At 58.6% G+C, this 21275-nt stretch carries 16 protein-coding genes and 2 pseudogenes; 6 read left to right on the top strand and 12 right to left on the bottom strand.

Features of this window, described 5'->3' with window-relative positions:
* Positions 1-31 precede the first annotated feature (31 nt).
* The 10 genes from J2R78_RS41460 to J2R78_RS41505 form a co-directional block, all read right to left on the bottom strand.
* Positions 32-940 (bottom strand): glycosyltransferase family 2 protein, encoded by a 909-nt coding sequence (locus J2R78_RS41460; RefSeq protein ID WP_253610355.1) that lies wholly within the window; start codon positions 938-940, stop codon positions 32-34.
* A 56-nt stretch (positions 941-996) separates the two neighbouring features.
* Positions 997-1458, bottom strand: a complete 462-nt coding sequence (locus tag J2R78_RS41465) for a GNAT family N-acetyltransferase (RefSeq protein WP_253610354.1) — start codon at positions 1456-1458, stop codon at positions 997-999.
* Positions 1455-2429 carry a glycosyltransferase family 2 protein gene (locus tag J2R78_RS41470; protein ID WP_253610353.1) on the bottom strand — a complete coding sequence of 325 codons (975 nt, stop codon included), beginning with the start codon at positions 2427-2429 and terminating at the stop codon, positions 1455-1457. Before J2R78_RS41470 ends, J2R78_RS41465 begins: the two co-directional genes overlap by 4 nt.
* A gap of 12 nt (positions 2430-2441) precedes the next feature.
* Positions 2442-3425 (bottom strand): glycosyltransferase, encoded by a 984-nt coding sequence (locus tag J2R78_RS41475; protein ID WP_253610352.1) that lies wholly within the window; start codon positions 3423-3425, stop codon positions 2442-2444.
* 24 nt (positions 3426-3449) lie between these two features.
* Positions 3450-4571: a DegT/DnrJ/EryC1/StrS aminotransferase family protein gene (locus J2R78_RS41480; protein WP_253610351.1), complete on the bottom strand. Its 1122-nt coding sequence runs from the start codon at positions 4569-4571 to the stop codon at positions 3450-3452.
* A gap of 68 nt (positions 4572-4639) precedes the next feature.
* Positions 4640-7630, bottom strand: a complete 2991-nt coding sequence (locus J2R78_RS41485) for an FkbM family methyltransferase (RefSeq protein ID WP_253610350.1) — start codon at positions 7628-7630, stop codon at positions 4640-4642.
* On the bottom strand, positions 7627-9072 hold the full coding sequence (locus tag J2R78_RS41490; protein WP_253610349.1) for an ABC transporter ATP-binding protein: 1446 nt from the start codon (positions 9070-9072) through the stop codon (positions 7627-7629). Before J2R78_RS41490 ends, J2R78_RS41485 begins: the two co-directional genes overlap by 4 nt.
* On the bottom strand, positions 9069-9938 hold the full coding sequence (locus J2R78_RS41495) for an FkbM family methyltransferase (RefSeq protein ID WP_253610348.1): 870 nt from the start codon (positions 9936-9938) through the stop codon (positions 9069-9071). Before J2R78_RS41495 ends, J2R78_RS41490 begins: the two co-directional genes overlap by 4 nt.
* An 8-nt stretch (positions 9939-9946) precedes the next feature.
* Positions 9947-10726 (bottom strand): ABC transporter permease, encoded by a 780-nt coding sequence (locus J2R78_RS41500; RefSeq protein ID WP_253610347.1) that lies wholly within the window; start codon positions 10724-10726, stop codon positions 9947-9949.
* A gap of 4 nt (positions 10727-10730) precedes the next feature.
* On the bottom strand, positions 10731-11420 hold the full coding sequence (locus tag J2R78_RS41505) for a bifunctional 2-polyprenyl-6-hydroxyphenol methylase/3-demethylubiquinol 3-O-methyltransferase UbiG (protein ID WP_253610346.1): 690 nt from the start codon (positions 11418-11420) through the stop codon (positions 10731-10733).
* Positions 11421-11901: 481 nt separating this feature from the next.
* Between J2R78_RS41505 and J2R78_RS41510 the strand changes: the two genes are divergently transcribed.
* On the top strand, positions 11902-13314 hold the full coding sequence (locus J2R78_RS41510; protein WP_253610629.1) for a mannose-1-phosphate guanylyltransferase/mannose-6-phosphate isomerase: 1413 nt from the start codon (positions 11902-11904) through the stop codon (positions 13312-13314).
* Between the two features lies 1 nt (position 13315).
* Positions 13316-14116: a glycosyltransferase family 2 protein gene (locus J2R78_RS41515; RefSeq protein WP_253610345.1), complete on the top strand. Its 801-nt coding sequence runs from the start codon at positions 13316-13318 to the stop codon at positions 14114-14116.
* Between the two features lie 36 nt (positions 14117-14152).
* On the opposite strand, the gene J2R78_RS41520 is transcribed toward J2R78_RS41515, so the two are convergent.
* Positions 14153-15295, bottom strand: coding sequence for a glycosyltransferase family 4 protein (locus tag J2R78_RS41520; RefSeq protein WP_253610344.1), 1143 nt, complete (start codon positions 15293-15295; stop codon positions 14153-14155).
* Positions 15296-16057: 762 nt separating this feature from the next.
* Here J2R78_RS41520 and J2R78_RS41525 point away from each other — a divergent pair.
* From J2R78_RS41525 to J2R78_RS41535, 3 genes are all read left to right on the top strand, one after another.
* Entirely contained in the window at positions 16058-16411 is a 354-nt protein-coding gene (locus J2R78_RS41525) for a hypothetical protein (protein WP_253636048.1), read from the top strand.
* A 374-nt stretch (positions 16412-16785) separates the two neighbouring features.
* On the top strand, positions 16786-17463 hold the full coding sequence (locus J2R78_RS41530; protein ID WP_253610342.1) for a helix-turn-helix transcriptional regulator: 678 nt from the start codon (positions 16786-16788) through the stop codon (positions 17461-17463).
* A 181-nt stretch (positions 17464-17644) separates the two neighbouring features.
* Positions 17645-19144 (top strand): phosphomannomutase/phosphoglucomutase, encoded by a 1500-nt coding sequence (locus J2R78_RS41535; protein ID WP_253610341.1) that lies wholly within the window; start codon positions 17645-17647, stop codon positions 19142-19144.
* A 206-nt stretch (positions 19145-19350) separates the two neighbouring features.
* Here the strand turns inward: J2R78_RS41535 and J2R78_RS41540 are convergent.
* Positions 19351-19611 (bottom strand): annotated as a pseudogene (locus J2R78_RS41540) (sigma factor-like helix-turn-helix DNA-binding protein); the annotation flags it as partial.
* Here J2R78_RS41540 and J2R78_RS41545 point away from each other — a divergent pair.
* Positions 19550-20209: pseudogene (locus J2R78_RS41545) on the top strand (LysR substrate-binding domain-containing protein); the annotation flags it as partial. The pseudogenes J2R78_RS41540 and J2R78_RS41545 overlap by 62 nt on opposite strands.
* Between the last annotated feature and the right edge of the window lie 1066 nt (positions 20210-21275).

Consider the following 21275-nt stretch of genomic DNA (forward strand, 5'->3'; position numbering starts at 1 on the left):
TTTAACTTCGACTCTTACGCCCGTGCGGCTTCTACCTGCGCGACGGCCCCGACCTTGCCTCTTCGTTTCCCATAAGACGCGAGCGCCACTCGCGGCCGAGATGCCGCATTACATAAGGGAGCACGGCAAGTCTCAGCTGTCCTTGGGACGGTACATAGCCCAGACAACGCTCGCGAATTCTGTTCATCTCGGCCACGCCAAGATCCTCCTGAGCCGTTGTCTTTTGGGCGGAATGCGCGCGAAAGGCGCCGATAAACCTTGGCAGATGGCAGAAGCGCGCTCCGCATTCGCGGAAACGGACGAGCAAGTCCCAGTCCATCGCAAAGTCAAATGTTTCGTCCAGATGCGAACCAACGCGCTCCCATAAACTTCGCCGCCAGAAGACCGTCTCTTGGGGAATGTAATCGACCCAGGAGAGAATCCGGCCTGAATGACGTGGAAGCATCCAGCGGCCGATCTCTCTGCCGCCAGCGTCGACGACAATGCGGTCGCCATAGATCACGTCTATGTCGGGATGCGCGGCGAAGAAGCGAGCGACGAACCGGAGCGCGCCTGGAAGAAGAAAATCGTCGCCGTTGATCCAGCCCAGGATGTCGCCGGATGTGAGGGCGAATCCTCGATTGAGAGCGTCCGACTGCCCGTTATCCTTTTCGCTTTCGAAATGGCTCAAATACTTGCGATAGAGGGCGACGGTTTCGGTGGTACCGTCCGTCGAGCCTCCATCCATGACGATGTATTCCAGCGGCGTGACATTCTGGCTGAGCACGCTCTCGATGGTCTGGGCGATAAACGACGCCTGGTTCAATACCGGCGTGACGATGGAGATGGAGAGCGGGCTTATATAGTCGAGCCCCGCCTCAGGTGCCGTGATGGGTCGCGGCGGATAGGCGTGGAGCTGACCAAGCCGAAATCCGCTCACCTGACGAAGGATCGTCTTCAACTCTGATACCATGGGCATTGGACTGAAACTCTCGATAGCGCGCGCGAAGCCTCGTGCTAGAGCTCGAGAGTTCCGACAAGCTGACCCGCTTCAAGCAACTCGGAAAAGCGGTAGCCGAGCGACAGATACAATTTGTGGGCTGCAATATTGTCGGGATAGACCTTCAGGCGAATCTGCTTTGCGCCCGAAAGTCGCGCAACCAGTTGGAGATGTTTCATCAAAAGCCTTGATGCTCCGCGCCCTCGGAGTTCGGGCGCGACGTAAATGCCGAGGCTCGGCACGGCGAAGCCTTCGTCCCACCCGCGCAGTAACCCATAGCCCAAGAAGCGGTCGTCAACACGAAGCACAATATACCGGTCGTTCCCGTGATAGCTGCAGATGCGGGCGGCCTCCGCTTGCGTAAACGGATGCGGATGGAAACGTCGGCTGCTCGGATCGGCGGCGATGATCGCGAACAGCTCCGCCAGCAGCGTGACATGGCCCGGGCGCGGATCGAGAATTTCAACGCTTACGCTCATGCCACGACCTTGGACGAGCCGACCGCCTTGCGCAGACCACGCCAGCAATCAGAATATGTCAGCCTGTCTCCAACAAGAGGGCCCGATTTTGCAATCGTCTCCTTGAAGAGGCCACGGAGGCAGTGAGCCGGTTGGCGTATGTTAAACCAGAGCCAAACCGATTTGAAATAAAGCAGGCGATACATCACATGGTGCCTATCGCCGTGCTGATTGCCGTGCAGTGTCTGGTAGAGATTGTCACTGATCGCCTGCACGAAATACGGCGAGACCCGGCCGAAATGCTTGACCTGCACTGCCGCGACTTCCGCCAGAAGTTCGAGCGTCTGCCCCGCTGACTTGGTCGTCGCATACCAGCGGTTTCCGGAAATGTCGACATCGCACGCAGCAAAGCGACAGCCTGCGAGCGCAAAACGCGTCCACAAATCGTAATCCATGCAGAACCGCAGCGCACGGTTTATTCCACCAATCTTCGTGTAAGCCGACTTGCGGAAAAAACTCGAGGGCTGCGCAAGATAGCCCTTCTCGAACATCTGGCGCGCCACATCGACCTTCGGACCGACCTCAATCGTCGGGTAAGGCCGAGGATTGCTGCCGTCCTCGTCCATATAGTGGCCTTGCCCAACCACGACCTCGGCGTCTGGATCGCGCGCCACAACCTCATTGACCGCCCAAAGCGCGCGATTGCTTTGGACATCGTCGGAGTTGAGCCAGGTGATCCAGCCATCGGGCGCTCGCGCAAACCCCTTGGCAATCGCGTCAGACTGACCGAAATCCCGCTCGCTGATCCAGCTGATCCGCTCGCCATAGCGCTTCAGGCGATCGACGGTGTCGTCCGTCGATCCGCCATCCATCACGAGGATAGTCAGATCCGGATATTCCTGATCGAGGAGACTGGCTATTGTCTCATCGATGAAGCGGCCCTGATTGTATGATGGGACAACGACCGTAATGGGGATCTCTGCCTTTGCCATCGCCACATCTCCTTAAGCGGCTATGCGGCGACCCTGCGCCGCCCACGTCCTGAAGCTGCGCAGGGACCGCCACGCAAGGCGGGGGGCCCAGCGCATATTCATGCTCATCCAGTACCAGCGGGCCATCAGCTGAACCTTGCGCCCGGCAGGAGGTGCTGCGCCCCGCGCCCACGCCGCGCCATGTTCGAGGGTGTATGCGTATTTGAACGCCCAGCTAAACGGCACGACGCCGTAATATTGATGGACGGCCTCGCAAATCCCGCTCAAGAGCCTTCGATCTGCATTGGCGGTGATGGCGTCATCATGCAGACGCGACAAAGAAAAGTAGTCGTCGCAAAAGTAGAACGGCACATTCTCCTGCCATCGCATCCAGAGTTCATAGTCGAGAATTTTGGAGTTGAGAGCGCCACAGAGCGTGGTGGCTATTCGTTTGAAGAACAGCGATGGCTGCGGCACGAGGCAAAAATGCATCATGCGCCGGCGTTGCTCGGAGATCAGCGGACTCCAATCGACTGGATAATCGATGACGGGCTTAAGCTCTCGGTCCGCGTACCGATTGCGGCCGTATACGACCATCGCCATTTGATTATAGTGAAAGAAGGTAGCTACCTTCCAGAACGTGTCGGCCAGATAGACATCATCCGAGTTGATCCAGGCGATTATTTCACCTTTCGTATTCGCAATGCCTTTGTTGACCCCGTGGTGATGTCCCCCATCCGGTCGGCTGTCATACCTGAGAACGCCGGGTCGAGATTGCGCGTATTCTTCGAGGATAGCGACGGATCCGTCAGTTGATCCACCATCGGCCACAAAGATTTCGAGATTCGGATAATCTTGCGCGAGCACGGAGTCGATCGTCTCGCGCAGGAAGTTCGCCTGATTGAAGGAGGGGACGACCACCGCAAAGCTCGGCAGCTCGGCGCGCGGCAAGTTCCGGACATGCGCGATCTGTTCTGGTTTCGGGGTGAATGCGAGGCTGCGCTCGAGATCATTCATTGTTGTGGTCCGATATCATACATGTCAGGCCGTGCCGCGCACGACATGCGTGATCGCCGTGCAAATCTCGTCAATCTCGTCGTCGCGAAGCCCGGTGTAGGTCGGAAAATTGATCCCGTGCGCTGCCAGGAATTCCGTATTCGGAAACGACTGTCCGGACGCATACATGGGCAAGCGATGCATGGGCACGAAGAACGGGCGCGTCTCGATGCCGTAATCCCGGGCGAGCTGGCGCATGATGGCCTCCCGGCGCTCTTCGCCGCCGCCCCTCAGCACTGCCGAGAATAGCCAGTATGTCCCCTCATAGCCTTTGAGCTGCGCTGGCAACTGCACCAAGCCATCGGACGCGAGCGGACGAAGCCGTTCCCGGTATCGCCCCGCAATCCGGCGGCGTTCGGCCAGATGAAAGTCGAGCATCTCGATCTGCCCGAGACCGATTGCGCCCGCAATGTTGGTCATGCGATAGTTGTAGCCTATGATGGGGTGCCAGTACCTGCGCTCAAGATCCATGCCTTGGCCGCGCAAGATCCTCGCGTGGCGCCGACGTGCAGGATCGCGGACATAGAGGGCGCCGCCCTCGCCGGTCGAAATGGTCTTGTTGCCATAGAAGCTGAACGTCGAGGCGTCGCCAAAATTGCCGGTCGGTTTTCCGAACACTTTTGCGCCCAGGCTTTCGGCGCAATCCTCAATCAGCCAGACACCGCGGTCGCGGCATAGTTCCGCAATTTGCGCGATGTCTGTCGGCATTCCATACAGATGCACGGCCATGACGCCCACGGAGCGCGGCGTCCATGCTTTCTTGATGAATTCGGCCGTCGCATTCCAGGTTGTCAGATCGCAATCCGCAAATACCGGGGTTGCGCCGCAGTACCGAACAGCGTTTGCCGAAGCGACATAAGTAAGTGAGGGAACGATAACCTCTTCACCGGCGCGCAATCCAAGAGCAAGACAGGCCAGGTGCAGCGCTGTCGTTCCGTTACTGGCCGAAAGGCACTCATCGACCTCCAGCGTTTTTGCGATCGCGTGCTCAAACTTCTGGAGATACGAGCCGGTGCTGGAAATCCAGCCGGAATCGATGGCGTCGATGACGTAACGGCGCTCGTTTCCGCACAACACCGGCTTGGAGACTTGGTATCGTATGTTCATACAATCTGCTTCTAAAGTCATTGTTCAACGAAAAACCGCGCGCACAACTCGCCCAAAACGCCACGAGCTCATCCGGGCATAGCTGCCGCGCTGTTGTTGGTTCGCTTGCTTGGGTCCCGGCGGGCATAGTCGTACGCCTCCGCCAGACCCGTCACATATTGTTGGATGCCATGATCCCGGCCAGCTTTCGCTTGCGCCCGCTCGGCATGAGCCCGGCCATCGTCGGGATCATCGAGCCACTGCAGCATCTTTGCCGCGATATCCTCGACATCGAACGGATCGAACAGTAAGCCCGCGCCGCCCTGCATCAGTTCGGGCAGTGAGGTTACGTTCGAGCACATCGCAGGCACGCCGAGCACCTGAGCCTCGATGACGGGATAGCTCGAGGCTTCGAATGTCGAGGGCATTACGCAATAGAGAGCGCCCTTATAAATCGCGGCAAGATGATCGACAGGGACGTGGTCGAGACACATGACATGCGGGCCAAGGCCGAGCTTTTCGATCGTGGCTTTCACGGCCGGCCAGCCGGAATGCCCGCGGTAGCCCGTGAAGACCAGCTTCAAATCGGCATTCGGGCGCTTGTCACGCACGATGCGCAACGCTTGCACGAGTCTGGCGTGATTTTTGTGCGGCCAGAACTGAGCTGGATAGACCACGTAACGAGATGGCAGCTTATACTGCGCTATAGCATCCTCAACGCTGAAGGCGCTAAGCCCGGCGATCACGCGGGGATCCCAGGTGACGGGCACGGTGAACACCTTGGCGGGCGGCACCTGCATCTGGGTCACGAGATCATTCCGAACGAAGTCGGACGATACAACGATTGCATCCGCTAACGATGCAGACCGCCTATACAGCCTATTGCGGGCTTCAATATCGCTAGGCAGGAAGTTCTCGGGAAAATGCAGGTGCTGAAGATCGTGAAGGTTCAGGACCGATGGAATGCGGAAATCAAGCAGTGAGAAGATCTGAACCGGACTATGGAGCACGTCCACACCGATATCCTCTCGAAGCCGGGAGAACGTTGCCATCGAGGACCCGGCACTCAATCGGCGGCGATGACCGAAAAGGCGATTGGGCACATCGATCGCTAGGCCGACGGCGAGACTTCGGCGCATGACGAAGTAGCTGACTCTGGTCCCAAACAGCTTGCGCAATGCCGGCAACTGATCCGGCAAGCAAATCAAGGTGACCCGCCGGCCGCTCTCCAACAGAGCGCTGGTCAGCATCTTCATGTAGGTCTCGACGCCGCCGGAGACGCCAAAGACAATCTCAAGCGTGTCGACCGCCACATGCAAGCCGCCCCCCGGCGCCTCGGAGGGAAAGTAGTCGCCATAACCTGGAGGACCGGGTTTGCGGCGCAACTGCAGGTCGGCGAGGCCTCTCAGCACCGCCTTTCCTCTGAGTTCCCGAAGAGCCGCGAGTTCGAGCACCTGGTCCTTGGCGACCAGCTTATGGGACTGAATGGCGTTCTCGACGGAGGCAAGCTCGAGATCGGTGCTCAGGCGATCGATAGCTTGCGACTTTTCCGCCCGATCCGCCTCGGCGGCGTCCAGATCGGCCTGGACGGTGTCGCGGGCCTCCAGAAGGGCCTGCCGGTCGGCCGTGACCTCAGCAAGTTCGGCAACAAGGCGCTCGAGGGCGCCTTTCTTTTCGGTCCGGTCCGCGTCAACGACGCGCAACTCACTTGCCAGATGTGCATTGGCGCTCACGAGGTTATCGCGTTCTTGGGCCAGAACCTCTTGCTCGCCCGTCAGTTCGGTAACATGCCGCGCGAGCCTTGCGATCACATCGGCCTTGTTGGCTTGATCCGCCTCGACCGATCGGAGGTTGCTTTCGAGATCCTTGTTGACGTTGAGCACATTCTCGCGCTCTTCAAGCAATTGCTCGCGGCTTTTTCTAAGCTCGGACATTTCTGCAGTGATCGACGCGAGACTGGCAGCCTTAGCGGCGCGGTCTTCTTCAACCGCCCGCAATTCGCGCGCCAGCCGTTCATTCACCGCCAAAACGTCTTCACGTTCCTTCGTCAGCGCCAATTGGTTGCTCTTAAGCTCGGCAAGCTCTCCTTCGATCTGCTCAAGAACCCGCGCCTTTTCGGCCCGATCGCCTTCCACGGCACGAAGCTCATCTTCAAGACGTCGATTGGCGCTCAGTACGTCTTCGCGTTCCTTGGTCAGCGCCAGCTGGCTGCTTTTCAGTTCGGCAAGCTCGCGTTCGACTTGTTCAAGAACGCGGGTCTTTGCGGTCCGATCGCTTTCGACCGCATGCAGCTCATGCTCAAGGCGCCGGTTGGCGTCGAGCACGTCCTCCCGCTCCTTCAGCAGCACCTGATGGGTACGTTTGAGATCGTGAACTTCCGCGAGCTCGAACCCGTCGTGAACGCAAGGGGGGAGGAACAGCCGTTTTCGGAGACTTGCATCCTCTTTCCTGACATAGAAGCGGCTGAGTCCGTCATACCAAGCAAGCTCGTAGTCAGCTGCAAGCACAGCTGGCTCCCAGTCGTCCCAGTTCCGAATGCTATCGGCCTCGTCCCAATTCTTGATCTGGACCGACGGCAGCGTCGCTTCAATGACAAGCACTCGAGGCCGACGCTTCCTCAAGTCAATGCCGCGCAGCACCGCTGCTTCAAACCCTTCGACATCGATCTTGAGGAAATCGATAATCCGATCCCCGCAATCGGCGATCACCTCCTGCAGCGTCACCACGGGCACTTCGTAGTCGACGACGGTGTATCCGGAGCGGCGGAGCTCTTCGGCCTGGGTTTCATTTGCGGTCGAGAGAGACGTGAGCTCGCTGCACTCGTAAAACCGCACCCGTCCGGCGGAGTCGGCCACCGCAACGTTGAGATTTTTGTCTCGCGCTCGTTCTCCAACGAACAGTTGGAACTGCCGCTGAACAGGCTCGATGTTTACGCCTGTCCAGCCCTGGTCGTAGAAATGCCTCGTTACCGAATGACGTGTCGGATCCCAGGCTCCCACATCGATGTAGAATCCAATCGACTGCCCCTGGAACAGTCTGGCAAGCAGCACGTCTTCGAAGTTTTGGCTGTAGGAGATCATTCGGTGCGCGCAGCCTCGGGCAGGAGAGACAGCTGCTGTTCGCTCGGAAGGTCGGCAACGCCATAATGGCTGAACAGGCAAGGATCGCCCTGATGGCGATGGATCACAGATATGGCTGCCAGCCGGCTGACATGAGACAGCAGCTGGATGTGAGGCGCTATCTCCGAGGGAGCACTGGTCTGGCGCCTGCTGAACAGCGCCTTCGGCAACTCGGCAAGCCCGGCTTCGAGCGTATATTCGCCGACATCGATATCGAGCTTGATGTCGTGGACGCAGCGAAGGATCGTACCCACACGGTCAATCGCGGGCGGAGGCGCGTCGAACTGCAATGAATTGCGGCCGTGCACCAGGACGCCCTTGACGTTGATCAGCTGCACACCGACCAGAGGAAACTCAACCGGCTGCTGCACGAGAAACTCGATATAGACCCGCAACCACTCGCCTTGTTGAAAGACACGGCGCGCCTTGCCCTCGCGGTCCGCGATAAGCGCCTTGACCGCCTTTGCCGATGGCACTCCGAATTGCTCGGTCAGGCTAAGATCGAGGATTTCCTTCGGATTGGCCTCAAACGGGTCCCACTCTTGCTTGGGACCGGAGGCTGCGACAGGACTGCCCGAAAGGCTCTGCTCGTGCACTTCAGGCGACCGCTCTGTCCCTCGGCCGGTGGGCGTTCCGAATTCGTGATGGAAATAGTACTCGACTGCTTCCTTGCCTCGGCCTTCGAAGACCTTGCGTCCCTGCGAAAGAACCATACCCCGATTGCAGAACTCCGCGGCGTCCGCCATCGAGTGCGTAACCAGCAGAACCGTCATCCCGCGCTTGCGCAGTTCGTTCAGTCGCGCATAGCATTTCTGTTGAAAGAACACGTCCCCAACAGCAAGCGCCTCGTCGACCAGCAGAAGATCCGGCTCTGCATGGATCGCGACGCTAAAGGCCAGGCGCAAGAACATCCCGCTCGAGTAGGTCTTGACCGGCCGATCAATGTAATCGCCGATCTCGGCGAACGTGATGATGTCGTCAATTCGACCGCGAATCTGGCGTTCCGTCAGGCCGAGGATAGCGCCGTTGATGAACACGTTCTCCCGTCCGGAAAATTCCGGATTGAAGCCGCTACCAAGCTCAAGCAAGCCGGCGATACGGCCCGATGTCAGCGCCGAACCGCTGGTCGGCTTGAGCACGCCTGCGAGAATCTGCAGTAGCGTGCTCTTGCCGGCGCCATTGCGTCCGATGACAGCCAACGCATCGCCGGGCAAAAGATCGAAGCTTACATTCTCGAGCGCCACATAGGCTGGCGGCTCCTTCAGCAACGACCCGAACACGGCGTGCGCCAATAGATGTCCGGGCCCGCGATGCAGATGATATCGTTTACCGAGCGCCTGTGCGCGCACGATGGGCAGCCGCGCGCCGTCCTTAGCGGCGCTGACGTCAGCGAGGATGTTCATTCCAGCCCCCCATGCGCTGCCAACAGAGAGCGAAACCTCGGCGCAAGCTCAGCGGCTTCGGCGTCTCGGCAGCGCAGCAAGCAAGCCATCGCCATATCCGAAGCGCCGTAGACCACCTCCATGGTCCAGGCGAGGCGCGCGAGCCCTCGATCCGATAGCTGATCGAGCCGTTGCAGAGACGGGACAAAGACGGCATCTGCCCATAGCGTTTGCGATGGGGCGCGCCCGACGGCGTATCTGCCGTGGGTCATGCGTCGGCCTTCGAGGTTATGGAAATGATGGAACATGAACTCGTGCTGGCGCAGAAAAGTCTCGCATTCGGAGAACAAGGGCTGATCGCGGTAGATCTGGACAAACTCGGTCTCGGCATGCACCACGAGAGCTCGCTCAAGCAGCCGCCCCGCATTTTGGAGCGCGAGAAGCGTTCCGCCCTGGATGTCAATCTTCAGAAAGTCGGCTGACGCGACTTCCTCGATATCGTCGAGGCGGACCGTCGAAATCCACCTTTCCTCCGTCACCTCACACATCTCCGCCAGCCCCTCGAACTGGCCAATCAGTTCGGTATTGGGGAGCAGCAGGGATGATGTGAGGGGGGCCCGGCAGGCATGAAACGTCGCCTGGGCGCCGTCGGCGACCGCATACGGATAAAACCGGCGCTTGCCCGACCAGGCCTCGTTAAGCCGGGCGCACTCCTGACCATCGGGCTCGAAGCCGATAGCCATCGCGCCCTTCCGGGCAAGCAAAGGCGCGTAAACATCCGCCTCTCCGGCTCCGTGCGCGCCGACATCCACGACCGTGTAGTCGTCAATGAAGCGTCCGAACAGCGCGGCGAGCGCAGCCAGATAATCCTGTCTCAGATCGGACACGGCGTTGCTCATAGCAGGTCGGCGAATGAGCGTCGGGTGCGCTGGAAAAAGGCGAAGGTCGCGAGCGCGAACAGGATGCAGCCTGCGGAGTGGATCGCCCACTCGCCCGCCGCCATCATCTCACCATCAAGAACGAGATTTCTGAACGCCGTCACAAACCACGTGACTGGATTAAGCTCGACCGCAGTGGTGAACGCCGCCGGAACTGCGGAAGCTGGATAACAGACTGGCGCCAGAAACATGAGCAGTTGCGCGAGCAGGGGACTTAACTGCGACAGGTCTCTAAAGAACACGCCCAAGGTCGCGAAAAGGAACGCGAGACCCAGTCCGATCGCGGCCAAGGGCAGGAATATCAGCGGCAACGCCAAAGCAGTCGGAGGCACAGCGCCCCAGATCACGCCGACGGCGGCAACGAGAATAAGCGCGTTGATCGCGGCCAGTACGAGCGCGCTGTTGACGGCGACCACTGGAAGCAGGGCAAGAGGAAAGCGAACTCTCTTCACAAAGTTCGTTGCCGATGTGATGCACGACGCAGAGCGAGTCATCACCTCCGCTATAAAGAGGTACGGGACCAGCCCGGCAAAGATCATCAGCGCGCCCTCGTTGGGGCGCCCATCCGTGCCCGCCGACCACCGCACGTTGAGCACGAGCGAAAAGACGAACGTAAACATCGATAGGAGAAGGCCCGCGTAGAGAAACGGCCATAAGGCGCCAAGGACCGTGCCACGATAGCGCTGCGACAGGTCCCGTCGCGTCAGCATGAAGCCAAGCCACAACGTCTGCGCCATATCCCTATTCCTTCGTCTGGATACTGAGCAGGCGCTCCGCGAGCATCGCGGTCGTCAGTGGCGTGCGGGATGCAACGAACACGCTGCGATACAGCCTGGTCGCATTGGCTGGCGCAGGCTCGAGCCAATTAGTCGGGAATTCCTCGTGCCAAGGCTGCGTGCGCGGCACGTACACACAAGGAAAGAGGCGCTTCAGAGAATTGAATATCAAGTCGCGGGTTGGCCGGCAGCCGACGCCGTTCGCGGCCTGAGTTGGATCGTTCTCGTCCTCGACGACCTCGTTGATCGACTCTTCGGTCCCGAAGGAGACGCAGGTTTCGAGCAAAAGCATCTCTTTGGTCAAAGATGCAATTCGCTTCAATGCGGAGAGCGGTTCTGAGAGATGGTATAAGACCCCATAGGCATAGACGATATCGTGCGCGATCAAATCGGCCGGGAAGTCGCGTTCGACATCCACCACGCGGGCCGAAACCGTCGGGAATCGCGTGCGAAGATGAACCAGATTCTCCTCCCGCGCGTCGGTTGCAGTAATTTTGCAACCGCGATCGATAAAGAAGCTCGTGTGATCGCCCACGCCCGCGCCGAGCTCAAGGACCGTCCGGCCGGCAATCGGCAGCAACAGGCTGGCAAGATGCTCTTGCCGCCTCCTGTTGTGCCGCTGATAGGCATCATGAGTAAAGAATTCTATGGACATCAAGAGCGCGCGCGTAACGATCGTCGTTCAGCAGATAATCCTGCCGGCCGTTCGTGTGCCGAAGGTGCTCTTCACCTACCCAAAGAAAATCCGCTCAGCCATATCCCAAATGGGACTGTTCGTTCGTTTCCTTGCCGCTAAAGGTTGGCGCAAGGTTTGCTGTCGGCAGAACGGGTACAGCTGGGGACGCGTGTCTTCTGGCTGCGAGCATTTCAGAACGATATGGTCGCGCGAGCTCCCGTTCGCGACAGCGTCCTTTTGGTTGTGGAAGTCACTTGCTCGGTTCCAGCGCCGACGCGAGGCCTTATCCGTGCGCGAGGCGCGCCTTGGATCTCAGGAGGCGCGTTCGTCCGCGAAGGATTCTGCGGGGAGCAATACATCGTTGCCCTGCCGATCGACGAAACGATCGTGGGCGACACGACCGGCAACGCTAGTGACTGTTGAACGACAAATTGTTTGGACGGAGGCATTGAAGCGGGAAATGAGCGGATTGATTGTGCCCTTGGTTCTGTGCGGTGGTGCAGGAACACGTCTATGGCCCGCATCGCGTGATAGTCGGCCGAAGCAGTTCCTCAACCTTTTCGGTTCGCATTCGTCATTCCAAGAGACGATAAAGCGAGTTGTCGATCCTTCGCTGTTTGATAAGCCTATTATTATCACCAACGCAGCCTATCGGTTCATCGTACGCGAGCAGCTTTCAGCACTTGGCGTTGACGCCGACGTGCTGCTCGAGCCTGCGCGTCGCGATTCCGGGCCGGCCATGCTTGCGGGTTCGGCCTTTGCCCGTATGCGAAATGAGAGGTCCGTCGTTCTGGCGCTTGCCGCCGATCACGCTGTGCAAGATCCTTCCGCTTTCGCCCTCTCCTGCCGCAGCGCGCTTGACGCGGCACGGGACGAGTTTATTCTCACATTCGGCGTTACGCCGGAGGGGCCCTCGACTGAATACGGGTACATCCAGCCCGGCGAGAGGATCGCGGCCGACATCAGAAAAGCCGCCAAGTTCGTGGAGAAACCCGACGCAGAGCTTGCCGCCAAATACGTTTCGGCGGGCTATCTTTGGAACTCTGGAAACTTCATGTTTCGGGCCGATGCACTGCTTACCGAATATGCGCAGTTCGATGCCGACACGGTGGCGGCAGTTACGTCAGCAGTCACGAACGTTACGGCCGATCTCGGTTTCCTTGCTCTTGATGCGGCCTCGTTCAAGGGCGCGCGGGCTATTTCCATCGACTATGCCGTCATGGAGAAGACTTCCCGCGCCGCCGTTGTTGAGGTGGACTGGGGCTGGTCGGATGTCGGTTCGTGGCGAGCGGTCTGGGAGTTATCGTCCAAAGACGGCGACGGCAACGTCGCAAAAGGCAAAGCAATCTTCGAAGACTCAAGGAACTGCACGGTTAGCGCCGAGAACGCCTTGGTGGCCCTCGAAGGGGTTGACGATCTCGTCGTTGTGGCGACGGAGGACGCCGTTCTGGTGTCGCGCAATCGACAGCCGGGTGCGATGAAACGCCTTGTCGGCTCGGTTCGAAAGGCTGCACCGCAGCTCGCCGAAAACCACCTCAGAGTCGACCGGCCCTGGGGATCATATCAGTCGCTTGATATCGGTGATCGCCATCAGGTCAAGCGCATCGTGGTGACGCCCGGAGGCCGGTTGTCGTTGCAGCAGCATCATCACCGCGCCGAGCATTGGGTTGTTGTGCGGGGCATTGCGCTCGTGACGATCGATGATAGGGAGACGCTCGTTCATGAAAATGAATCGATCTATGTCCCGATGGGCGCCGTCCACCGCATGGCCAACCCGGGCAAGATCCTGCTCGAGCTGATCGAGGTCCAGACCGGAAGCTATCTTGGCGAGGACGACATCATCCGCCTCGAGGACGATTACAAGCGCTCGTGAGATGACGGTCGCACCAGGACATTCCGCCAACCAGATGATGGGAAAGGCACCACCGGAAGTCACGGTGGTGGTTCCCTCGCTCAATCAAGGCTGCTATCTGGAGGACGCCCTGCAATCTATCGCTATTCAGGATGTCCCGACCGAGATCATTGTCATGGATGGCGGTTCGACCGACATCTCACTTGCGATCCTTCGCCGCTGGAGCGGACGTCTGGCATTTTGGCGTAGTGCACCCGACGGCGGCCAAGCCGCAGCAATTAATGAGGGTATGCAACACGGCACGGCGCCATATGTCAGCTGGCTGAACAGTGACGACAAGCTTGAGCCTGGTAGCCTGCGCGCGCTCATCAACGCGTTGGATGAAAATCCCATCGCCCCCGCCGCTTATGGAGAGGCCCTGAACCTCGATGCACGAGGCGCCAAACGCCCCGTATGGGTGCAGCCGTTTAGCGAGCGCTATTTAAGGCTGCGTTGCATTATCTCCCAGCCGGGAACACTCATCCGACGTTCCGCCTGGGACGCGCTGGGAGGGCTCGATCCAACCCTCCACTTCGCGCTGGATTACGATCTCTGGTGGCGGCTCTACCGCCGTTTTGGGCCGCTCGTTCATGTGCCGCGGGTCTTAGCTGTGAACCGTCTTCATGCGGATACCAAGACGCGCAACAACCGCGCGGCTCATTATGCTGAAGCGATGCGCGTTGTCCGCCGGCATCATGGCAGCCTGCCCGTGAAATGGTGGCTCGCACGACCTTATGCGGTGTGGTGGAAGGCGCTGCTGGCGACGTTCGGCAATCGCCGGTAATTCACGCAAGTTGGCGCCGCAGACAGTCTATCCGCTTTACGCCTGAGCGCGGCCTTCGCCTTCATTTCTTTCGCAAAGCATCTCGTCGTAGAGGTCGAGATATCGCTGCACCATGAGATCCGCTGTAAAAAGCGTCTCATATCGCCGACGAGCATTTTGCCCCATACGCTTGCCCGCTAGTGGGTTCTCAGCAAGGTATGTCATCGCCCCCCTTAGGGCATTTGCATCCGATGGGCGGACGACGAGTCCCGTCTGTCGGTCGATATTAACGAAGCTCGTTCCAGTGCCGATCTCTGCCGAGATCATCGGCTTGCCGTACATGGCTCCCTCCAGAAGCGAGATCCCAAACGCTTCCGATCGCAGATGGGACGGGAAAACGAAGGCGTGGCACAGCGTCAGGAGAGCGGCCTTGTCCTCATCCGACACCTCACCGAGCAGTTTGACATTCGAGAGGTCGTGCCTTTTGGCTTGCTCATGCAATCTGCGCTCGACGGGCCCTGTCCCCACGATGACGACTGGAATATCCGTCCCCTTGACGGCTTCCAACAGGATGTGAAGCCCCTTGTAGTATCGCAAACCGCCAACGAAGAGGAAGAATTGATCGCCGACGCGAGCGCGCCATTTCTCAATTACATCGGCAGTCGGCTGCGGATAAGTTGACTGGTCGACCCCGATCGGGATCGAGCGCGTCTTCGAAGCGTAATTCCGCAAGGTTTCGCTTGTAGCACAATAGTTAGGCGATGTGGCAACGATACGATCGACGCTGTCGAGAAAGCGCTTCATCAGCGGACGATAGAGCCATAGCCCCGCACGTTGGCGGACGACATCCGAATGATAGGTAACGATTGAAGGCTTGGATGCGAGGGCCGTCAGATGCACGAGATCCATAAGCGGCCAAGGGAAATGATAGTGAATGATGTCCGCATGGCCAGCTAGTTCCGTGAACTTCTTGAATAGAGAAAGCGAAATCGTGGTCGACGCTAGTTCAAGGTGCAAGGGCACCGGATGGCTCATGTAATTGGCGAGCTTGGAGGCGTGCAATGGTCGCTGGCGGCTTGGAAAAAGAACATCGACGGTGTGACCGCGCCGGGCAACGCCTCGCGCGAGCTGGTCGATGAACTGGGGTATCCCGCCATATGTATCTGGAAGATGGGTCTTATAGAGATGGAGAATCCTCATACTTTTTCATGCTTGCTCGAGCTCGCGCTCGTATAAGAAGAACACACTCGAAATGACAGGCGATCGGTTCGGTCTGCCGTGCTCATGCAGCCCAACGAACAGCCGACGCGCGCACCGATAAGGCGCGCCAAGGTCGCCCGATTGGAAACGGCCTAGACGCACCCGGATTGCAATTGCATGGATGCCGTTGCGAGCCGACGCTCGTGACATTTGCGTGGCGCCGCTTGATGACAATCGATGGGCGGAGTTGTCTATTTCTGGTCAAGTCCGATCAGCAGCGGCTCCTGAAAACGAGCGTCGCCTTGATCGACGAATAGCGAACTCGAGCCAGCCCCAGCTAGTCCCATTTGAGATAGAACACGCAAAATGTGCGTATTTTCCCCACGCACACCATGGCGCGACATGCCGTTCCTGGAGATTGGCATCGGGCGGCATTCACGTAACGCTCGTCAGAGTGCCGCGACGCCTTAAGTGAAGAGGCCGCGCTTGTGACTCTATGCGATCGGTGAACTCTTGGAGTAACCGGCGGAAGGCCCTTTGCGGCCGATAGCACCAGCGAGGACGAACGGGACGCGCACTTTTGAACAGCCGACAGGCGCTTCTTTGGATGCAGCATCCCGTTACGTCGAGAACGGACTGTGGGTGTTCGTTTCTGCGATGTCTGGCGTTGTTGCTGACCCGACCTCTTGCCGTCTTCTTTGTACATGACGTACGAAACTGGTGCGCCTTCAATTGACATTGGGAGATGATTTTGCAGAAGAAATGTCCGTCAGTATGCCGGAACACCTCGGACATACAGCCTGGCGCTCGGTCAACGAGCAGAAATATGACTTTGAATGCCGCGTGACAGAGATGATCGGCGAAACTCTCGCGCCCATGCGCCCCCACCGCAACCGCATTCACCGTTACCGCCGTTTTCTTGAAACACCAATCGTCGGGCTTCAGCGCGAAGATGTCGAAAGACGTCTGTCTGAGGAGGCGTTACGCCATGGATGCGCTCGTTTCGGCTATGTTGTCGTTCGTTTTGAATATGCCGGACGGATCGGCTCCTCCGATCCAAATTTGAGCGGCGTGGCACTGAAGCGCAGCAATCGCGCGGGGGTTCACTTACCTTGAGGGGCTTTACGGCTTGAGCGAGCAGCCTGCCCCATAAATGAACCATACGACGATGAAATTCAGCGCGAAAGCGAGGAACTACGCGTGATGTGTGCAGATGCCAGACTGTAAACTGAATGACTCTCTTCTTGCTGATGAGTTCGGTTTTCACTTGCGTATGAATTGCCATCGCAATGTGCGCTCAAATCGAACGTCAGAGGAAGGGCGTTTTCCATCGCGCCAAAAAAACTCCGTGGCGCAATCATGCAGCCGGACACTTTTAGAAATTGATGAGAAACCTATCCCAAATGGGACTGTCCACTTTGACGCACGCAGCTATAAGTTGATGCATAGTTGGCTGGTTTTTAGCGAGATGCATTTCTTGAACTATTGCCATGCTTGAGATTGACGAGGGAACGGGGGCCGGTCTGAAGGGAGCATTGTTTTGCCCGAGTGAACTGCGCATCGCTCGTGGGGAACCACCCGGTATGTTTGGTGCGCTTGATCTGTTGGGGCGGCCTGCGATTCTAATCGATCGGAACGGCTTTGTGACCGCCGTCAACGACAACGCCTCCAAGCTCTTGGATGACGACCTCTCGGTGAAGGGAAAGCGTCTGTTTGCAGCGGACGCTCAGTCGCGGTTGAGGCTGGACCGACTGATCACACAGATCCGGATTCTATCCAGCAAACCGGGCCGCACCACCCTTCAAGCAGTGGTCGCTCGGAGTCAGCGCCGGCCGATCGTCATCGACGCCATCGTGCAAGGCTGGGACGGCGCAAGTGATCTTCCCTTCCAGGATGTGGGTGCTCTTCTGATCTTGACCGATCTGAACGAAATACCCCGTGTCTCGCAGACTTCCGTGATGGCGATCTTTGGATTGACGCCCGCTCAGGCTCGACTCGCATCGCTGTTGGTGGCGGGAAAGTCTCTGGAAGAAATCGCCCTTGATATGAACATTTCGTCCGGGACCGCGCGCAACCATCTCAAGGCGGTCTTTTTACGGACAGGGACCAGGCGGCAGGCTGAGCTGGTCTCTCTGTTGTCTCGATTGTTACAGCCTTGGCAAACTTAAAGCTGCCGCCGCGGTACACTAGCTCGCCCCACGCGGGATCGTCGGTTTCCACGTTTTTAAAGATGGAAAGCCGCGGGCTGGGCCTATGAAGCTTTATCTTATTACATGATGCTGACGAGCCATCGGGCAAAGCATTCGCAATCACCCCCGGCAATTCTTGGCCTTTAACGAGACCGTCTCAATGTTTCCCAAGCCAAAATCCGTCTTGTTGCCCAACACCTACGGCTTCGAATCCGAGCCGATGGTGAAGCCGACCGGCTTTCGCGAATACGACGCGCGGTGGTTGTTCCAGAAGGAAATCAACCTGATGGGGGTACAGGCGCTCGGCATGGGACTGGGCGCGCTGATCGCCGAGCTCGGCGTCAAGCAAGAGATCGTCACCGGCCATGATTTCCGCGGCTATTCGGCCTCGATCAAATATGCGCTGATCTCCGGCCTGATGGCGGCCGGCTGCAAGGTGCACGACATCGGCCTTGCGGTGACGCCGATGGCCTATTTCGCGCAGTTCGATCTCGACGTGCCCGCTGTTGCCATGGTCACGGCCTCGCACAATGATAATGGCTGGACCGGCGTGAAGATGGGCGCCAACCGTCCGCTGACCTTCGGCCCCGACGAGATGACGCGGCTGAAGGAGATCGTGCTCAATGCCGATTTCAAGAACAAGGCCGGCGGCTCCTACCGGTTCCACGAGAATTATCCGGCGCGCTATATCGCCGACCTCACGAACCGCCCGAAGCTCAAACGCAAGCTCAACGTCGTCGCGGCCTGCGGCAACGGCACGGCCGGCGCTTTCGCGCCGCAGGTGCTGGAGGCGATCGGGTGCGAGGTGATTCCGCTCGACACCGAGCTCGACCACACCTTCCCGAAATGCAATCCGAATCCAGAAGACATGGAGATGCTGCACGCGATCCGCGACGCGGTGCTGCATCACAAGGCCGATGTCGGCCTCGGTTTCGACGGCGACGGCGACCGCTGCGGCGTCGTCGACAACACCGGTGAGGAGATCTTCGCCGACAAGGTCGGCGTGATGCTGGCACGCGACATGTCGGCGATCCACAAGGACGCGCGGTTCATCGTCGATGTGAAGTCCACTGGCCTGTTCATCACCGATCCCGTCTTGCAGAAGCAAGGCGCCAAGACCGCCTATTGGAAGACCGGCCATTCCTACATGAAGCGCCGCACCAACGAGACCGGTGCGCTCGCCGGCTTCGAGAAGTCTGGCCACTTCTTCTTCAACAAGCCCTATGGCCGCGGCTACGACGACGGCCTGGTCTCGGCGATCGCGATTTGCGACATGCTCGATCGCGCCCCCGGCAAGTCGATGGCCGACCTGAAGAACGCGCTGCCCAAGACCTGGTCGTCGCCGACCATGTCGCCGCATTGTGCCGACGAGACCAAGTATGGCGTCATCGACGCCGTGGTGAAGCATTTTGAGGGCTTGCAGGCCAAGGGCGCCAAGATCGGCGGCCAGGCCATCCGGGACCTCGTCACCGTCAACGGCGTGCGCGTCACGGTCGAGGACGGCAGCTGGGGACTGGTGCGCGCATCCTCGAACAAGCCCGAGCTCGTCGTCGTGGTCGAGAGTCCGGTCTCCCAACAGCGCATGCGCGACATGTTCGAGATGGTGGACGGTGTGCTGCGCACGCATCCGGAAATCGGCGAGTACAATCAGACGATCTAAAGCCCTTCTTCCCGCCGCGCAGGTCTGTCGGCTTATACCTAGGCCTTCGGAGGAAACGCTGCTTCTTTAACGCGACAAAGCTGTCCAAAGCCGCGCCTACTTTGGTTAGAAATCTCCGCACTTCCAGGTTCAGACGATTGCTATCTTCAGATAAGGACTTAGCGGCGGCCTGCGTAGATACCGCGCCAGTCTCGGCCGCACCGCGGCCACTCAGGCTCGCTCAAGTCCTGCGGAGGCCGCCCGACCCGCCGGAACAGAGCCCGCTGCAACGCCGCCTCGCTCGCGTAAATCGGCGGTAACGGCCAGCTTAAGCCCGCCTCGCGTGCTCGCAGCAGGTAGGAGGCAACCGAGCTCTTGCTGATCTGCAGCCGTTCCGAGATCTCCCGAACCGACAGGTCCTGCTCGTACACCGCCAGGAGAATGCGCCGGAGCAATCGTTCGAATGCCAATCGAATTGTGATCCGCACGTCGCTTTCTACCTTCGCTTACTCCCTTCTGATCCCGAATCTCCAAGCATTCTCCGCTGAAATGGGCGGCGTGACCGTGGATGTGGTTAGTTCACTGTCGCAGCCCGCATCCTCGGACGATTTCGACATTCTTGATTACTCGCGACCTCTCCCCGAACGAACCGGCCGACGATTGGGAAATCCATAACGAGCAACTGGTCTGCGTGGGCTCTCCAATTCACGTAGGCGGCAAAGGCCTCTCGATCGTTCGCTCGATGCCAGTTCTGAATGTTATATCCCGGCCAGACATACTGCCTACATGGCTAGAGCCATGAACTTGACCTCGAACGACATAAAGTCGGGGGCGCGATATGATCACAATTACCTGGCACTGCCAGCGGTCATGACGGGAAAATGCCTTCTCGTGGCGCCCGAGATTGTTGTCAGTGATCTGGTCCGCGGAGGCGCGCTGCATATGATACCGGGATCGCGCGCTCCGAGCGGTATGCGATATCGGGCCTATGCGGTGGATCGCAGTGACAATCCCGAAATCGCTCGCGCCTTTTGCCGGTGGCTGGTTCGGCTCTGTAAGAGGTCCATGATTCCGGGAGTCGCCTAACATCGCCTACGAGAGCGACACAGATCGAAACTTCGCCTATCCGATTGCACACGCCATCGGCAGGACGCGTGGCTTTGTCCGGTTCGTACACACTTTTCGCGCAAATGAGAACGGCAATCTGTCAATATAGAGTTACCTTTGAGCCGCGGCGTACCCGCGCCGCTTTACGTGCTATCGTGATCGTTCGAGCTTTTGCGGCTGGTGAGATTGGCATGGCCGGGGTGCGTATTTCGCGAACCGTTCGATTTGATGCGTAAGCCCCGATATTTGACGCACGAATGTGGAACGATGCCGCTGACGAGTGGAAAGCCCATCGGTTATGACCCGGAATCGATGGTTTATAGATTCACGATGTTCGATGGCAACAGGAGCATCGAGTGCGAGATCAGTAACGCGGCGCTGTGCGCCTTGGGAGGAATGTGGGCGGATCCGAGGCTCACGCACGACTCTGTCTTTAAAACCTGTCGCAAACTGATCGAGAGAGTCGCGTCAAATCAATACAGAGGCGATGTGGGACCGGTCCGGATTTTCGCGAAACATCTTCCTTCGGTGAGGGCGGGAGATGGCCAATCAGCGAAGCGCCCTCGTCGCCCTCGTCTTTCGAGTTCTTGATCGTTTCAAGAAACGCCGATTTAGAGAGCGTGTTGTTGTAGACGTTGACGACCGCCGGCCAAGGCCACTGCCGTCTAATCGGAATCTATGACCTTGTGCAACTCCATCCGAACCTCAAAGATGGCGAGCGAAAGCAATTTCGCAGTCTCATAGCTGCCACGACCAAGCAGAAATGAGTGATACTCTTCCAGGGGTGCAAGCAGCGACAGCAATCGTTCTTCAAGATTAGCGGCCTGCATATGTTCAAAACACACGATCGGGTCGCGCCGAGGCGTTCCATTCCTCTCGCTCCATACGCCGTTCCACCAATAGTGTGCGGATTGTGGTCAGGCGCAGGGATGTTTCCGATGATTCACGGCCTTTCGGCATTTGTCCAGCAACAATGCGAAAGCTCAACCCACACCATCATCGAGGTTTCGCCAACCGACCGGGCGGCGCCAAACAGCCCTGCTTT

Origin of the sequence: Bradyrhizobium sp. USDA 4538 (genome assembly GCF_024171045.1) — a bacterium.
Lineage (GTDB): Bacteria > Pseudomonadota > Alphaproteobacteria > Rhizobiales > Xanthobacteraceae > Bradyrhizobium > Bradyrhizobium australafricanum.

Coding starts and splice junctions, on each gene's coding strand:
- J2R78_RS41465 (WP_253610354.1), bottom strand. CDS start 1,458: ATGAGCGTAAGCGTTGAAATTCTCGATCCGCGCCCGGGCCATGTCACG.
- J2R78_RS41470 (WP_253610353.1), bottom strand. CDS start 2,429: ATGGCAAAGGCAGAGATCCCCATTACGGTCGTTGTCCCATCATACAAT.
- J2R78_RS41475 (WP_253610352.1), bottom strand. CDS start 3,425: ATGAATGATCTCGAGCGCAGCCTCGCATTCACCCCGAAACCAGAACAG.
- J2R78_RS41480 (WP_253610351.1), bottom strand. CDS start 4,571: ATGAACATACGATACCAAGTCTCCAAGCCGGTGTTGTGCGGAAACGAG.
- J2R78_RS41485 (WP_253610350.1), bottom strand. CDS start 7,630: ATGATCTCCTACAGCCAAAACTTCGAAGACGTGCTGCTTGCCAGACTG.
- J2R78_RS41490 (WP_253610349.1), bottom strand. CDS start 9,072: ATGAACATCCTCGCTGACGTCAGCGCCGCTAAGGACGGCGCGCGGCTG.
- J2R78_RS41500 (WP_253610347.1), bottom strand. CDS start 10,726: ATGGCGCAGACGTTGTGGCTTGGCTTCATGCTGACGCGACGGGACCTG.
- J2R78_RS41505 (WP_253610346.1), bottom strand. CDS start 11,420: ATGTCCATAGAATTCTTTACTCATGATGCCTATCAGCGGCACAACAGG.
- J2R78_RS41510 (WP_253610629.1), top strand. CDS start 11,902: ATGAGCGGATTGATTGTGCCCTTGGTTCTGTGCGGTGGTGCAGGAACA.
- J2R78_RS41515 (WP_253610345.1), top strand. CDS start 13,316: ATGACGGTCGCACCAGGACATTCCGCCAACCAGATGATGGGAAAGGCA.
- J2R78_RS41520 (WP_253610344.1), bottom strand. CDS start 15,295: ATGAGGATTCTCCATCTCTATAAGACCCATCTTCCAGATACATATGGC.
- J2R78_RS41525 (WP_253636048.1), top strand. CDS start 16,058: ATGTCCGTCAGTATGCCGGAACACCTCGGACATACAGCCTGGCGCTCG.
- J2R78_RS41530 (WP_253610342.1), top strand. CDS start 16,786: ATGCTTGAGATTGACGAGGGAACGGGGGCCGGTCTGAAGGGAGCATTG.
- J2R78_RS41535 (WP_253610341.1), top strand. CDS start 17,645: ATGTTTCCCAAGCCAAAATCCGTCTTGTTGCCCAACACCTACGGCTTC.